Source organism: Paenibacillus antibioticophila (assembly GCF_000455265.1).
Classification (GTDB): Bacteria; Bacillota; Bacilli; order Paenibacillales; family Paenibacillaceae; genus Fontibacillus; species Fontibacillus antibioticophila.
Genome location: NZ_HG005141.1, coordinates 567,789 through 583,433, shown reverse-complemented (window position 1 = coordinate 583,433; position 15,645 = coordinate 567,789). Strand labels below are relative to the sequence as shown.

Annotated in this window: 16 protein-coding genes; all 16 read left to right on the top strand. The window is 48.4% G+C overall.

The window, feature by feature from the left end:
- Positions 1-332 precede the first annotated feature (332 nt).
- The 16 genes from TX85_RS19655 (at position 333) to TX85_RS19580 (ending at position 15,605) form a co-directional block, all read left to right on the top strand.
- Positions 333-647: a hypothetical protein gene (locus TX85_RS19655; RefSeq protein ID WP_044481450.1), complete on the top strand. Its 315-nt coding sequence runs from the start codon at positions 333-335 to the stop codon at positions 645-647.
- 22 nt (positions 648-669) lie between these two features.
- Positions 670-903 carry a DUF2249 domain-containing protein gene (locus tag TX85_RS19650; protein ID WP_044481449.1) on the top strand — a complete coding sequence of 78 codons (234 nt, stop codon included), beginning with the start codon at positions 670-672 and terminating at the stop codon, positions 901-903.
- A 130-nt stretch (positions 904-1,033) separates the two neighbouring features.
- A complete protein-coding gene (locus tag TX85_RS19645) occupies positions 1,034-1,246 on the top strand; it encodes a hypothetical protein (RefSeq protein WP_148444389.1) in 213 nt (70 codons plus the stop codon).
- Between the two features lie 197 nt (positions 1,247-1,443).
- A complete protein-coding gene (locus tag TX85_RS19640; protein WP_044481447.1) occupies positions 1,444-2,463 on the top strand; it encodes a LacI family DNA-binding transcriptional regulator in 1,020 nt (339 codons plus the stop codon).
- Between the two features lie 101 nt (positions 2,464-2,564).
- Positions 2,565-3,542, top strand: coding sequence for a sugar ABC transporter substrate-binding protein (locus tag TX85_RS19635; protein ID WP_044481446.1), 978 nt, complete (start codon positions 2,565-2,567; stop codon positions 3,540-3,542).
- A 75-nt stretch (positions 3,543-3,617) separates the two neighbouring features.
- Positions 3,618-5,114, top strand: coding sequence for a sugar ABC transporter ATP-binding protein (locus TX85_RS19630; RefSeq protein ID WP_044481687.1), 1,497 nt, complete (start codon positions 3,618-3,620; stop codon positions 5,112-5,114).
- A gap of 40 nt (positions 5,115-5,154) precedes the next feature.
- Positions 5,155-6,102, top strand: coding sequence for an ABC transporter permease (locus TX85_RS19625; RefSeq protein WP_044481444.1), 948 nt, complete (start codon positions 5,155-5,157; stop codon positions 6,100-6,102).
- Position 6,103: 1 nt separating this feature from the next.
- On the top strand, positions 6,104-7,423 hold the full coding sequence (locus TX85_RS19620) for an ArgE/DapE family deacylase (protein WP_044481443.1): 1,320 nt from the start codon (positions 6,104-6,106) through the stop codon (positions 7,421-7,423).
- On the top strand, positions 7,413-7,955 hold the full coding sequence (locus tag TX85_RS19615; protein ID WP_101781194.1) for a cupin domain-containing protein: 543 nt from the start codon (positions 7,413-7,415) through the stop codon (positions 7,953-7,955). Before TX85_RS19620 ends, TX85_RS19615 begins: the two co-directional genes overlap by 11 nt.
- 50 nt (positions 7,956-8,005) lie before the next feature.
- Positions 8,006-9,358 (top strand): M24 family metallopeptidase, encoded by a 1,353-nt coding sequence (locus TX85_RS19610; RefSeq protein WP_044481442.1) that lies wholly within the window; start codon positions 8,006-8,008, stop codon positions 9,356-9,358.
- 274 nt (positions 9,359-9,632) lie between these two features.
- A complete protein-coding gene (locus TX85_RS19605; RefSeq protein WP_044481441.1) occupies positions 9,633-10,646 on the top strand; it encodes a LacI family DNA-binding transcriptional regulator in 1,014 nt (337 codons plus the stop codon).
- 200 nt (positions 10,647-10,846) lie between these two features.
- Positions 10,847-11,317 (top strand): hypothetical protein, encoded by a 471-nt coding sequence (locus tag TX85_RS19600; RefSeq protein ID WP_044481440.1) that lies wholly within the window; start codon positions 10,847-10,849, stop codon positions 11,315-11,317.
- Positions 11,314-12,327: a CehA/McbA family metallohydrolase gene (locus TX85_RS19595; RefSeq protein ID WP_044481438.1), complete on the top strand. Its 1,014-nt coding sequence runs from the start codon at positions 11,314-11,316 to the stop codon at positions 12,325-12,327. The genes TX85_RS19600 and TX85_RS19595 overlap by 4 nt, the downstream gene beginning before the upstream one ends.
- Complete coding sequence (locus TX85_RS19590) at positions 12,317-13,747, top strand: MATE family efflux transporter (protein ID WP_233500803.1); 1,431 nt, start codon at positions 12,317-12,319, stop codon at positions 13,745-13,747. Before TX85_RS19595 ends, TX85_RS19590 begins: the two co-directional genes overlap by 11 nt.
- Before the next feature lie 79 nt (positions 13,748-13,826).
- Positions 13,827-14,744: a carbohydrate ABC transporter permease gene (locus tag TX85_RS19585; RefSeq protein ID WP_044481684.1), complete on the top strand. Its 918-nt coding sequence runs from the start codon at positions 13,827-13,829 to the stop codon at positions 14,742-14,744.
- A 15-nt stretch (positions 14,745-14,759) separates the two neighbouring features.
- Positions 14,760-15,605, top strand: coding sequence for a carbohydrate ABC transporter permease (locus TX85_RS19580; protein ID WP_044481435.1), 846 nt, complete (start codon positions 14,760-14,762; stop codon positions 15,603-15,605).
- Positions 15,606-15,645 lie beyond the last annotated feature (40 nt).

Genomic DNA, 15,645 nt, shown 5'->3' with positions numbered 1-15,645 from the left:
CTTCTTTTATTAAAAAAAGCCCTGTAATTGCGCGCTTTCCCTGAGATGTCACGTAACAGTTCCTTCAATTGATTCTATACTATATCAGCAATATTCTTTGGCAACAATAGCTTTATTAGCTTATGCCAACCGTGGAAATATTTCCAGAATTATGAGACAGATTCATCGCCTACAATATGGAGGAGTCGGGGGCAGGCAGTGATCGGCAGGGCGTTAGAGTCAGCTTAAAGCTGATTCTTTTTTTATGTATTTATGAAATGTGACGGCAAGCACAAACGATATAGATACGTCCGTTAGAATTATAGACAGAAAACAAGTTGGAGGTGATATAAGTGGCAAATATCCGCATAGAAAAAAATGAACTGCTGCTCGAGGCAGACATTGAGGATATTGAGACGATCGTTAAGGAAGCCGTCAGCAACATCGATCAATACAAGGAAGAAATTGCTGTAATTTATGATAAGATGCCGAAATTCGAGTATAAGCATTTTTGCTTCTATGCCTATTCAACGTATCGATTATTGGAGAAGGCACTCAACTTTTCGTGTGATGAGGTCGGTCATTTCAGATTAGTTGCGCCGGAACCATTTTATTATGCCTTCTTCGGTGTAATCTCAACACTTTATCACGAACATTGTGAAAAATAAGACTTTTCAGGAGGAATGAACAATGGAAAATTTCAAAGCTACAGTCGTTGCACCCGAGTACCCGCCGCAAATTAAGCATAAGGTTATTTTTGAAACCTTTGATACATTGAATCCAGGAGAAGATATGCTGTTGATCAATGATCATGATCCGAAGCCGCTCTATTTCCAATTTCAAATTGAACGGCCGAACAAGTTCACTTGGGAATACCTTGAGCAAGGACCGGAAACCTTCCGTGTAAAAATTGGACGTGTCTAAAAACTCGCTTGTTGTAAGATGGCAACCGGTTTGTCATGTGCCTCATGGATATCGAAGGGTTTTTATAGTATCGAATCATCATCGTCAGGTACAATATGTAATTGTAGTATCCTTCATGGGATATGAGGATGTGTACAACATCAAACAGATGGTACAGACCCATGAGATCCAGGATCCGTCCCTGTTATGGGGACTTTCCGTAGTAAAGTCTCTTATTGATACGGAGGCCATCGAATCAGAGGACGGATATGTAAGTGTGCGGCCCAGACCGATACAGGGAGATGGACTTTTGCCCATCGACGCATTTCTGAAGGCAGCCGAAGACGGAGAGCTTGCAATTTAGCAATTATAACGCCAGATTCAAAAAAGGAGAGGCCAATTGGTGCAATCGGCCCCTCCTTTTTCATGGGTATTCATATGCTAGCATCAACCAACGATTAGATAATTCCTTAAAGGAATTTTTGCAATGATATTGACAGTATAAATAAAATAGGCTAAATTGAAATGGTATCGATACCAAATTGTAATGGGGAATTAACGATGGCGAATGCAAATATTAGTGATGTTGCCGCATTGGCAAAAGTTTCAGTGACGACAGTTTCTAGAGTCTTGAATGAAAGCGCTTCAGTAAGTCACAAGACGAGAGTCAAGGTCCAAGAGGCCATTGAGACACTCAACTATAAACGCAGTGATTTGGCTAGAGGCTTGAGGATTAATGAAACAAAGACCATTGGAGTTATCATTTCCAATATTCTTAACCCATTCTTCACCCGTATGGTCAGAGGGATCGAAGATGTCTCGCAAAATTATAACTATAATATCGTTTTGTGCAACACTGATGAACAACCTGAAAAAGAAAGAAAATGTCTGGACATGCTGTTGAGCAAAAATGTTGATGGCCTAATCATTGCGGGAACAGGCGGCATGAATGATTATACTCGCCTGGAGAATGGCTTCCCAACGGTGTTTGTTGACCGAAGACCGGACGACAAGTACAAGGGTCGCTTCGACACCGTGTTGGTCGACAACATTAATGGCAGCGCGGAAGCTGTTGAACATCTTATTGACTCTGGCTACAAGAGAATTGGAGTCATCGCGGGCTCCAATGAATCTACTACCGGTTATGAACGTTTTCTGGGTTATAAAAAAGCACTTAAAAAAAGAGGCATCCCAGAGGACGAAAGCCTGATCAAGTATGGCAACTTTCTTGGCAATATGGCTGATCAGCTCACCAAGGAACTGTTGGAGGCGAACTGTGACTCTATTTTTGTAACCAACAATATGATTATGCTCGGTGTTCTTGAAGCGGTGAAAAAGTTAGGCATGAGGATTCCAGATGATGTGGGTTTGGTCGTCTTCGATGATGTGGAGTGGATGCAATATATTCAACCAAGCTTCACCGCTGTGGCTCAACCTACCTATCAAATCGGTTTGACCGCCATGACTGTGCTTATGGATCGTATTTTAAACAAGAATGAAGAAGCACCAAAGGAAATCGTACTGCCTGTAAGCTTAATACAGAGAGAATCGTCCAGAAAAAAGAATCAAAGCATTGTATAATACAATGCACTTTTTTATATAATAATGAAACCGCTGTCATTTTATATGTATAAATGGTATCGATTTCATTTTTATAAATAAATCAAAAGGGAGAGTTCAAAATGCACAAGAATAAGTTCATGTCGCTTGTAGCCGTTGTCATCCTCGCACTTCTTACTGTCAGTTTATCCGCTTGTGGCAACAAAGCATCCGATCCGAACAGCAACGCAACGGGCGGGTCTGATTCACAAAAACAAATTGTCATTGGTGTATCGCTCATGACGCTCAATAGCCCATACTTTGAAGCCATGAAGCGGGGGTTGGAAGAAGAAGCGGCTGAAAAAAATGTCAAGGTTGTCGTTACGGATGCACAGCTTAAAGTTGCAGATCAGGTTTCAACGGTAGAAAACCTGATCGCTCAAAAGGTTGACGTTATTTTGCTAAATGCTGTCGACTCGGCGGCAGTCGCACCGGCAGTAGAAGCGGCCAACAATGCCAATATCCCGATTATCGCACTGGATGTGGCTCCGTCATCGGGTGAAGTCGTGTCGCTTGTCGCTTCGAACAACAAGACGGCAGGGGTCACAGCAGGAGTTTATGTGGCTGAAAGACTGGGCAGAAAAGGCAAGGTGGCCATCCTTGGCGGGCCTCCAATCAGTTCGTTTACAGATCGGATCGCCGGATTTAAAGAAGAAATGGCCAAGCATCCCGACATTGAGATCGTTCGCGAGAAAAATGTGGTTGAGAACAGCACCGATAAATTTATGGAAGCGGCAGATAATATGTTGACGTCCATACCAGACCTTGATGCCATATTTGCGGTCAACGATTTTGGCGCTATAGCCGTTGACAGCATCGTAGCGTCCTCTAAGAAGGAGTTCAAAGTGTTCTCCATTGGTGTGGATGGTATGCCGGATGCTATCAAAGCAATTATGGAAGGTGAGGTTGTTGGAGGCTCGGTCGCCCAGCAGCCTGCCGAAATGGGCAAGTTAGGAATCGATACCGCGCTTGATTATTTGAACGGAGAAACACCGCCATCCGTTATTGATGTTCCTGTTAAACTTCTGACGAAAGATAATGCGCAATTCTTTGCATGGTAATTATGGTTTTACGGGTTATGCGGCTGTCTAAGCTGCCGCATAACCTATTTCCCGAGATGAAATGAGGTGATCATGGTGAGGGACCAAATGCTCAAAATGACCGGCGTAACCAAAAAGTTTCCTGGAGTAACGGCATTATCAAACGTCAATTTTCAGCTGGGAAAAGGGGAGGTTCACGCTCTGGTAGGGGCTAACGGTGCTGGAAAATCAACCTTGATTAAAGTGCTGGCAGGAGCCCATCGGCCCGAGGAAGGCACCATTGAATTGAAAGGGGAAGAGGTGTATTTCGAAAATCCGTCCGATGCCAAAAAAAGAGGGATTGGCGTCATCTACCAAGAGTTCACCCTCCTCCCGGAGCTGGATGTTGCCAAAAATATCTTTTACGCATCGGAGCCGACTTATGGAGCAGGTTTATTTGTAAATTGGAAAAGGGTTTACGAGGATGCCAGGAAGTTGATTGACAAGTTCGGTCTGAATTTAGATGTGACGGCCAAAGTATCTTCGCTGAGTACGGCTGCACAGCAAATGGTTGAAATCGCCAAAGCTCTGTCTCTTAATGCCGAGGTGCTGGTCATGGATGAGCCAACAGCTACGCTGACCGTCCACGAGGTTGAGCGGTTGTTTGAAATCATCAAGGATCTGAAATCCAGAGGGGTATCCATCATTTATATCTCTCACAGACTGGAAGAAATTTTAGAAATTTGCGATAAGCTTACGGTTTTGCGAAGCGGTACCATGGTAGGCGGTATGGATATCAAGGATGCCACCAAGGACAATATCATCAGTATGATGATCGGTAACGCGATGCAGAAGCCGGAAAAACCCGGATATTATGTGCAGGACGAGACGGCACTTGAAATTAAAGGACTAAGCAATGAGAATGTCACGGATATTCATTTGAATGTCAGAAAAGGCGAAGTGATAGGATTGGCCGGATTGGTAGGAGCCGGCAGAACAGAGCTTGTACGCGCTTTGTTCGGAGCTGATCCGATTCGGGAAGGCCAAATTATCGTCAATGGGAAATCCGTAACGATATCGAGCCCGCGGCAGGCCATTCAACACCGGATCGGGCTGCTGCCGGAAAGCAGAAAAGAGCAAGGCTTGCTGATGAATTTGAATGTCCGCCGGAATACCACGTTTGCGACGCTCAAGAAGTTTTCAAGGGGACCGTTTATTTCGAAGCAGCGGGAGAAGCACCAGGTCAAGGACTATATTACCAGGCTGAAGATCAAGACTCCGGATACGGAGTTCATGGTGGTCAATTTAAGCGGCGGGAATCAGCAGAAAATTGTTCTGGCCAAATGGCTTTGTAATGAATGCAACATTCTCATTCTGGACGAGCCGACCCGGGGGGTTGATGTACCGGCCAAAGAAGAAATATTCCAGGAAATCAATAATCTCGTGAAAAGCGGAAAGTCGATCATATTCATTTCTTCAGAGCTGGATGAAATTCTGCGAGTCAGCGACCGGATTTATACGATGTATAAAGGCCGGATCACGGGTGAGCTTGACCGCGAGAGCGTGACGATGAACACAATGATGCACTTGATAACGGGAGGAGATCAACATTAAACGCGATGGCAAAGAAGAGCGGAAGCAGGAGCCTGCTGCCATGACAGCTTGGCTTCAACTGACCAAACAACGTGAATTTGCTGCTTTTGTCGGCTTGCTTGTATTAATTGTTGGATTCAGCATAGCGAGTCCGGATTTCTTTACGACATACAATTTGATGAACATCATGAGACAGGCCTCGATTATTGCCCTCTTGGCTATTGGCATGACGTTCGTCATCATTGCGGGCGGGATCGATCTGTCCGTTGGCGCTATCGCTTCCATATCGGGAACCTTGGCGGCCCAAGTCATGATATCCTCTGGCGGGGGAGTGTTCGTTGGGGTGTTGACCGGATTAGGCGTAGGGATCGCCGTGGGTTTCGTCAACGGATTGATTATCTCTAAATTCAAGGTCCCGCCCATTATCGCCACGCTTGCATTAATGAGCGTTTCTCAAGGCTTGGCACTGGCAGTCACCGGGGGTTATCCCGTCTCGGGCTTGCCGGATTCCTTTGCTTGGTTGGGTAGAGGTTTTGTCGGGGCAGTGCCGATTCCGGTCATCATTTTGCTGCTTATGTACATTGTTGCCCATATCATTCTCAATCACACAAAATTCGGTGCCTATGTATTCGGTCTCGGTGGAAACGAGGAAGCGACGAGACTTGCGGGGTTGAACGTCAACAAGATCAAGATTTGGGTGTACGTTGTCAGCGGGATTACGGCTGCTGTCAGTGGCTTGATTCTGGCATCCAGACTAGGCTCGGGACAGCCCCTTGCGGGACAAGGTATGGAGCTTAATGCCATTGCCGCAGTTGTCATCGGCGGAGCAAGTGTAGCCGGGGGCGTAGGCGGGGTGATCGGAAGCCTGATCGGCGCGCTGATCATGAGCGTATTGAACAATGGGCTGGATCTCATGAACATCAACTCTTACTATCAAATGATCTTCACGGGGATCATATTGGCTCTTGCCGTAGCCTCGCAAAGCAAGAAGCGGAAAAGAGGAAAATAAGATGGGCGGAAGCATCAGACAACAAATAGATCATTATTTGGCGGATAAAAAAGAGGACCATGTGAATTTTTTAAAGCAATTAGTTGGCTTTGACAGCCGTATCATTAACGATGGCCTGACAGGCAAAGAAGGGGATATTCAAAGGTTTATTGCCAATAAACTATCCGAAATAGGCGCGGACGAGCTCGATATATTCGAGCCCGAGAACGATCGAATCAAGGATTTACCCGGGTTCAATCCAAATCATGATTACACGGACAGACCCAATGTGGTCGCTATTTTCAAAGGGAGTGGAGGTGGAAGGTCTCTCTTGATTAACGGTCATTGCGATGTAGTAGATACGGGCAATGAGAGTCTCTGGACAAGCGGGCCATTCTCCTGCGAGGAGAGGGACGGATATTTGTTCGGAAGAGGCACGGCCGATATGAAAGGCGGTCTGGGGGCAGCCATCTTGGCGCTTGAGGCAATTCAGAAGCTGGGCATCAAGCTGGCGGGAGATGTTATCTTCACCTCGGTTGTTGACGAAGAAGCTGGCGGAAACGGTACATTGGCCTGTGTGGAGAAGGGCTATCGCGCAGACGGGGCTATGATTATGGAGCCGACCGGCCTGGAGGTTCACGCCGCGAACCGAGGCGCCTTCCTGGCGGAATTCAAGGTCGTCGGAAGACCGGTTCACGCCAGTCTGAAGGGATTCGGTGTCAATGCGATCGACAAGGCGTACAAGCTGATCAATGCTTTGTATGAGCTGGAGAAATCCTGGCTGCTCACGAAGAAACATCCGCTATTGTCAAGTCCCACGATTAATGTGGGCCAGATTACGGGCGGAGACGGCGCGTCGATTGTAGCAGGCGAGTGCACTGTACGGTTTGATGTCGAGTTTTTCCCGCGTGAGTATGATGTTGAGGGGCAAGAATCAATTGTTGATAAGAACCAGGTAAAGCAAGAGGTGCAGGATTGGCTGACAAGGGCATGCGAGGGTGACGAATGGCTGCGTGAACATCCCGTTCAGATCCATTGGTACCAGGATACTTCGGCATTCCAGACCGACTTGGATCATCCCTTGGTGACCACCGCGTTGGAATCGATCAAGCGTTCACTCGGCCAAGTAACCTTGTCCGGCTTTCCGGCAGGCTGCGACGGAGTCTATCTGGCCAATATAGGCCAGATGCCGGTTATTATTTTCGGCCCGGGCCGCATTCATCAAGCGCATACCATTAACGAATATCTCGAAGTTAAGCAATATATAGACCATATCAAGGCGACAGCCAACTTTATTATCGATTGGGTAGGAATTGCAGGAGGCGTTGAAATTGATCAGTAAACAGCAGTATGAAGCAATCAAAGAACAAGTGCTGGGGTATTTAGCCCAGGCGAACATCGCCGTTACCAAGGAAGAAAGCGATCGGATCGAAGTGGCCGACTTTGGACTTAACGATATTTATAATAATGGCTTGCAGCTATTGGAGTATGTCAACACAAGCAGAGTATGCGCGAAGGAGCTCGTAATGCTGCCCGGTCAAGCTTGTCCGGAGCATCGCCATCCTCCTTTCGGTGATTACATGGGGAAAGAGGAAACCTTCAGGTGCAGATTCGGCAAGGTTCATCTGTTTGTCGAGGGGGGGGCCACAGCTCATCCACAGGCACAACCGCCCGAGAATGGCAAAGAATATTTCACGGTTCAACATGAAATTATTTTGTACCCGGGAGATCAATACACCATCCCTGTTGACACGCTTCATTGGTTTAGAGCCGGGGAAGATGGAGCGGTTATTACGGAGTTCAGTACAACAAGTTACGACGATTACGATATTTTTACAAACCCTGAAATCAAGAGAATTCCTGTGGTGGAGTAGCACTCATTCACTCTTTAAAAATACAGTAAGACTTATAGGAGGATTTATCTATGTTTAGTAGTGCGTTATGGAAGAAGCAGGCTGATATTGTTGCTAAGGTACTTGAAAAAGCACCGAAATTTGATAAAGATTACCGGCTGCCCTTGGAAGAATTCGCAGAGCGGCAGCAAAAGGTATGGCAGGCCGTCAAGGCGGCTGGCTTTGATTGCGGCATCGTGTACTCGGATGAGCATTATTGCGGAGATGTTCCCTATCTTGGGGGGAATAACAATATCATCGTGGAGCCGATCGCAGGCGTCATTACGGAGAGCGGTTTCCATTTTATCGCTGGTCTGGAGAGCGGAACGGTAGCAGAGCAATTCTATCGCCGTTCAGGGGCAAAGATGAATCGAGTGGATATCTTAAAGATTGACGATCCTCACTACCCTGAGGGCTTGGTCCGCCCTGAGCAGATTATTGAAGCGGCCTGTGGCAGGAAGCCAAAGAAAATCGGGCTGCTTACCACCCGGTACGTGTTCCCAGTCAGCCTGTACAATGTGTTGCGAAACTATGTAGGTGAAGAGAACATTGAGGATATTTCCGAGAAATATCACGAGATCAAATATGAGAAGTCAGAGCGGGAGATGCGTCTGATCGAAGAAGGCAGTAAAATGTGTGATGCGATGATGGAGGGCATGCTTAGAATTCTGCGCCCGGGGATGTATGAGACCCAGGTAGCACAGTGGGGCTACGCGATTGCCCATGAGCTTGGTGCCGAAGAGATGGGATTCAAGGTGATGGTCACCGCAGGAGACTCCAATAAAACGATGGTAGGCCGCGCATCCAACAATATCATTAAGGAAGGGGATATCGTCCATATCGGCGTGTCTCCGAAGCGGGATGGCTTGTGTGCGGCGGAGCGGGCATCGGTCGTCTGTGTGAAAGACCCATCGCTGGTTCCTGTTAATCAGAAGGTATGGTTTGATTTTCTGGAGGGGGCGTTCCATGAAGGAGTTGCGCAGTTCCGTAAGATCGCTGAACAAGACCTTCCCGGAAATACTCATGAGCAGGCCATGATTGACTATTATAAGAGTAAGGCGGAGGAGATGAGCCAAAAGACGGGCATTGTCTTCAAGGATTTTGCTGAGCTTAAGGGCTATGTGACCACCCATAACTCCGGTTATACGGAATGTCAGGAATTCTATGGTGCCCTTTCACTTGATTTCAACAAGCCGCTGGCCAACAGAATGGTCATGATGATGGATACGGGAATCAAAGGCTATGGAAGCAGCTGGAATGATACGGTAATCAAGGATATTGACTATCTTGTCATTGAGAAAACATTAGGCAAATACGGCAAAGAGGTTCGGATTCTGAATGATCTTCCGGTTAATCTTCAACATTTGGTCGGCGAGGCGTTTTAAAGAGACGACGTTATCAATTATGATTGATTGTCCGTAGTTAAATAGCATAGCTGTTCGGAAGAGGGTATCTCAAGGTCCTAAAAAGACGGAGAGACGCCCTCTTTTTTTAGGATGAGATATAGAGATAGTTATCAGGCGAACTGATTTTGCTGGAATTTACAAAAATGCTGAATAAATAACACAGGCTTTACACTTCGAGTCGCAACGGTCTGTATAATGAAATGTAATTTCTGTATGTTTCATCCGTACTGCTGTTGCCAAGGAGTGATTACAGATGGGCGCAAGAATTAAAGATGTAGCTGAGCGGGCGGGGGTCTCTGTTACTAGTGTATCCAGAGTGCTGAATGGAGAAAAATATATTAGCCAACGTATCCTGGATAAGGTGAACCAGGCGATCAAGGAGCTGAACTACTCCCCAAGCCAGATTGCCCGCAGTTTAAAAAAACAGAAGACCAATACCATTGGGGTTATTGTTCCCGATTTCACGAATTATTTCTGTTCAACGATATTAAGCAGTATCGAGGAAAGCGCCAGCGAATATGGCTATAATCTGATCGTCTGCAATATTGCGGAGAATCTGGATAAGGAATTGAAGTATCTGCAAGCCGTGCAGGAGATGCGGGTAGACGGAATTATCATCATGCATCAAAAGACGGACGAACGTATTCTTTCTTTTATAGAAAGCGCGTCTATGCCCATCCTGTTCTCTTGTGTCCGTTCCCCGCTGCCGGATAGGTTCTCTGTGCTGATTAATGACTATCAGGCGGCATGGGATGCCACTGAATATCTCATTGGCCTTGGTCATCGCCGAATTGCCTTCCTGGGCGGGGATCTGGAGGATGTAACTTCAGGGCAAAGCCGCTATCAGGGTTATCTGGATGCCTTGAGCAAAGCCGGTATTCCGCTAAATCCTGACTTCGTCAAGTTCGGCAACTATAAGCAGGAGAGCGGACGAATAAGGATGAAGGAGATTCTGGAGCAAGGAGCAGGAGAGCGGCCTACAGTTGTTTTTGCCGCCAGCGATGATATGGCCGTAGGGGCCATGAACTGCATCCTTGATCATGGACTCCGTATTCCCGAGGATATATCGATCATGGGCTTTGACGATAGTCTGATCGCCAAGGCAGTCCGACCGATGCTTACCTCCATGCATCAGCCTGCCCGCGAGCTTGGACGGACTTCGCTTGAATATCTGCATAACTTGATTGAGGATCGGGGGCAGCCATGCTGCAAGGAAATTTACCTGCCGCATCGGATCATGGAGCGGGCAAGCTGTAGAAGAATATAATACGAACCAACCCTATAAGCAGGTCTGTCCAAGTTGACGGGCCTGCTTTTTCTGTCTGTTCATCCCGAACCTATCAAGCGGCTAGATTTAACATAAATCGACTAAAAATCAGGAGTTTATTTAACAAGCAATGATTATGCTAGTGTTGTTCAGGTATCGATACCATATCGATGAATACAGCGAGAAAGAGGTACAGACCCATGCCCAAAGACATTATCGCGGTGGAGGGGAAGCTTACTCCGCTTAGCTCCAAAACCCATATTACTTACCAGTTTCATTTGGAGCATGCCTTGTCATCACTGGAGATCGACTTCAGGTATGCGCCCAAGCAATTTTTAGACAGAGAGGCATCCAAGCCGCTTATTTTAGAAGCTATCGAGAACTTCGCCGATCCGGCATGGGCGGAGCTGTATAAGAAGCAGTGGGAGAATTATTATCCCTTGCAAAATTTGCTGACCCTGTCTCTGGACAGCCCCTCGGGCTTTCGCGGTTCAGCGCACCGGCATGCTCCGGAGCAGCGGCATATGATCTGCCCCGATGGCAGCAAGACCTCTCCCGGATTCATCGCCGGGGACGTTCCTTCCGGAGTGTGGAAGGTAACCATCAGCGTGCATTGTGTGGTTACACCCGATTGCCGCTACGAATTGTTGGTAAGGGGGACGGATCAATGAGATGGCTTCCATTCGAGCTTCATACCCATACGCCCCATAGCGACGGGACGCATTCCCTGCTAGAGATGTGCCGGGTAGCCGCAGAGCTTGGGCTTGAAGGCATCGCTCTTACAGACCACAACACCGTATCGGGACTGGCGGATGCCGAAGCCGTCAGCAGACAGACAGGCATTGCCATTATTCCCGGCATGGAATGGACGACCTTCTACGGACATATGCTGACCCTTGGCGCTCCTTATTGCGAGTGGAGAGATCTTGGCCCGGACGATATTCATAAGGGCATCGCCCGCGTCCATGAGCAGGGGGGCATCGTGGGCATTGCCCATCCCTACAGCTTCGGCAGTCCGATCTGTACAGGCTGTCATTGGGATTATACCGTAAGCGACTGGAATCAGATTGACTATATGGAGGTATGGCATGAGACGATGCCTTCCATGAAGAATCATAATGTGCCGGCCTTCAGACAATGGACCGAGCTGCTAAACCAAGGGTACCGGATATCCGCTACAGCCGGCCGGGATTGGCATAGATCGGATCCGGCCGACCCTCTGGCCGCTTACACGTATATCGGCCTGCCTGATGCACCCTTGCCACATTCATTAACCGATCTTATTGCGGCAATCCGGCAGGGAAGGCTTTGCCTGAGCATGGGGCCGCTTCTGGAGGTCAGTCTCAACCTGGGAGCCGATCAGTACGGTCTTGGGAGCGTGGTTCCTTTGCCTGTCAGGGAGGCTCATCCTGAAGCCGAGCTGACCGTGAAGATTACAGGCTCACCCCGGCCAGAGCGTCCTTGGGGAGCGGAGGGGGGCAGCCTGATCATCATCGATTCGAATCTGGGGGAGCTGGCAAAAGTACCGGCGATCGAGTACGACGGGTTGCCGATTCCCCTGACAACCGCAGGACTGCGCTGGCTGCGTGTCCGGCTGTTCGGCACCATCAACGGAATCCTGACCACCATAGCCTGCACCAATGCGGTTTATTTTGCAAATGAGCAGCAGCATGAAGAATAACTGCAAGAGAGAGGGCGAAATGCAGCAGCCAGGGCTAAGCAACCCTGCCCCTCTGACCCTGCTGGGTTTGGCCGGACCGTTGTTTCTGAGCCAGCTCGTGCAGACGGTCATCCTCACCATCGATACTTTGATGCTTAGCCAATATTCTGATCTTGCCGTTGCCGCGGTAGGGACGGTCTCGCAATTGCTCACAACCGTCAATTTGCTGTTTGGATTCGCTACCGTAGGGGCCGGAATCATTATGAGTCAATTAAACGGCTCGGGGAAGCGGGCTGAGGCGGCCGTTGTTGCCCGGACGGCCATTATAGCGAATTTGCTGCTCGGAGGTATAGCCAGCATCGTATTGTTTTCGTTCCCTGAACCGATTCTTCATGCCATCTCTTTGCCGAAGGAGTTAATGCAGTACGGTACGGTGTATCTATCGGTTACAGGACTAGCCTCTATTGCCACGGCCTTTATTATGACTGCGGAAATGACCCTGCGCATGAATGGCATGGTCAAACGGATGCTCTTGCTATCCTTCACGATGGTTTCTCTCAATACGCTGGGCAATTATCTGGTGCTATTCGAACCCTTCGGCCTGCCTTCCTATGGGGTCGAGGGTGTGGCGTGGGTGACCTTTGGAAGCAAGCTGCTTGGCGTGGCGTTGGCGGTGGTGCTGTTGATTCGTGCGATGGGTCAAGCCTTATTCCGTGTTAAGGGGCTCTTGTTCCGGCTTGCTGATGTGAGAGAAATCTTCAAGCTAGGCATTCCCTCTGCCGGGGAGAATCTCTCCTATTCTGCTTCTCAGGTAGTCATTATGATGATCGTGACGCTCCTTGGGACTACGGCCATCAACACCAAGATATACACACAGACGCTTACCGGATATATCTTTCTGATATCGGTCTCTATCGGTCAAGCGACCTCGATCATCATTGGCCATCTGATTGGAGCGGGAAAACCGGGGTCGGCCAAAACCGTCGGGCTTCGACATCTTAGAATAGGGCTTCTCATCAGCTGCTCTGTCAATCTGCTCCTGTATCTGTTGTCCAAGCCGCTGCTGGGTTTGTTTACAGCTGACAGCCATGTTATTAACATGTCCTCCAATCTGATCCTGCTGTCCGTCCTGCTGGAGTCCGCCCGCGCCTGCAATGTCATTATGATCGCTTCGCTGAATGCTAGCGGTGAAGTGAAATATCCTGTCATGCTGGGCCTTATCATGATGTGGGGAGTAAGCGTTCCTGCGGCGTACTTGTTCGGAATCGTATGGGGTTATGGGATATACGGCATTTGGCTGGCCTTTATTATAGATGAATGGATTAGAGCCTGTCTCATGCTACGGCGCTGGAAATCAGAGAAGTGGCGGGAAATTCGTTTGTCCGCTCTCGATCCCAAATACAGATACTCGGAATTGCAGTCCGATGTTGAAGCGGGTTAGCGTTAACTTTTTGAACAATCTCTAAGATGATTAATTTTCGAAATGAACAGCAAGGAGGATGGTTCCCTTGTCCAACCACATGTCAAAAGCTACAACGCTAGGCGCCTTGGATCAAAGCCTGCTGCGTAAACGCAATAAAAGGATCCGGAGGCAGCCTGTGCTTGCCTGGTATCTGTTTCTTCTGCCCACCTTGCTTGGTATTGCGGTGTTCATGATCTACCCGCTGGCGGAGTCGCTGCGGCTTAGCTTCACCAAGGGGGCTGACGAGCGGTACGTTGGGCTGGAGAATTACATGAGCGTACTGGAGTCCGGCACCTTCTGGTATTCGGTGTACAACACGCTCTACATTACGGTCTTCCAGCTTCTGATTGCCATTCCGATCGGGTTCATCATTGCTTGCCTGATCAACAATTTACGCCGTGGCTCTAACTTCTTTAAGGTGCTGTTCTACCTGCCCAACGTCACTTCTATTGTTGCAGCTGCCACTGTCTTTCTGGCGCTTCTTCATCCGGATGGACCGCTCAACTACGTGGCGCAATTGTTGGGCTTTGAGAAGGTCGTATGGTTATCACAGCCGACTTCTGCGAAGTGGGGGGCGATTATTCTCTCGGTCTGGCATTGGCTGGGCTTCGTCATCATTATTAACCTGGCCAATCTGCAGGCGATATCAAGCGACTACTACGAAGCGGCTTCCATAGACGGGGCATCAGGCTTCAAGCAGTGGCTGTACATCACCCTGCCGAATATGGTCGGAAGTCTGACGGTCTTGTTCATCATTGGCTGGATTGGCGGCTTGCAGCGGTTCACCGATGCTTATATGCTCGGCGGTCTACAGGGAAGTCCGGCGCGGTCCTTGCATACGGTTGTCGGCTTCATCTTCGAGCGTGGGTTCGGTGGCCACGAATATGGTCTGGCCTCTGCGGCGTCCTATATTCTGTTCCTCTTTATTCTGATTCTCACGTATGTCAATACCAAAGTCACGAAGATGAAAATATAAGGGAGGACTTGTAAGATGTTGAGTGCAACAGGAAAAGGGAAATTGCTTAACACCGCGTTGTTCCTCCTTCTGCTTGGATTGGGTGTGCTGATGCTGTATCCCTTCCTCTGGATGATCAGCGTCAGCCTGGAGAGGACCAGCAATATAGCTGTTCCATTTCCGCCGCGGCTGATCCCTGAGGATTTCTCTCTATTCAACTATAAGCTGGTATTCGAGAATGGGGCTCTGTTCAAGACCTATGCCAATTCGTCAATCATTGCACTATTCAGTGTCCTGCTTAGCGTGTCTTCTGCGCTGCTGGCCGGGTATGCCTTCTCCAAAGGGGAATTTCGGGGGAAGAAGCTCTTATTCTTTGCAGTTCTGGCTACTATGATGATTCCTTTCGAGGCCAGACTGATTCCGATGTTCAGTATGTTCAATGACCTCGGAATGATTAATACCAAATATCCGCTGATCTTTCCGGCGATCATTAATGCGCTTGGCATTGTGCTGGTGAAGCAGTATTTTGATCGTCTTCCCGAAGGACTGCGCGAGTCAGCCAAGATTGATGGGGCCAATGAGTTCACGATCTTCTTCCGTATCTTTGCTCCTCTGACGGGGCCTATTACAGCGACACTGGCCATCCTGGCCTTCCAGGACAGCTGGAATTCCTTCCTGTGGCCGCTCGTTGTCATTAACGATCAGGATATGAAGACCGTACCGTTATTTCTGTCCAGCTTCTCTTCAGAGAATGGCACCCGATTGATGGGGGTAACGATGGCTACAGCGGCAATGAGCATTCTGCCGATCATCCTAGTTTTTCTATTTTTACAAAAATACATTATTCGCAGTATTGCCCTCAGCGGCTTGAAGGGAGAGTGATAGCCGGAGGTTGCGGGGTACTTAAAGAGGCGGGACTGGT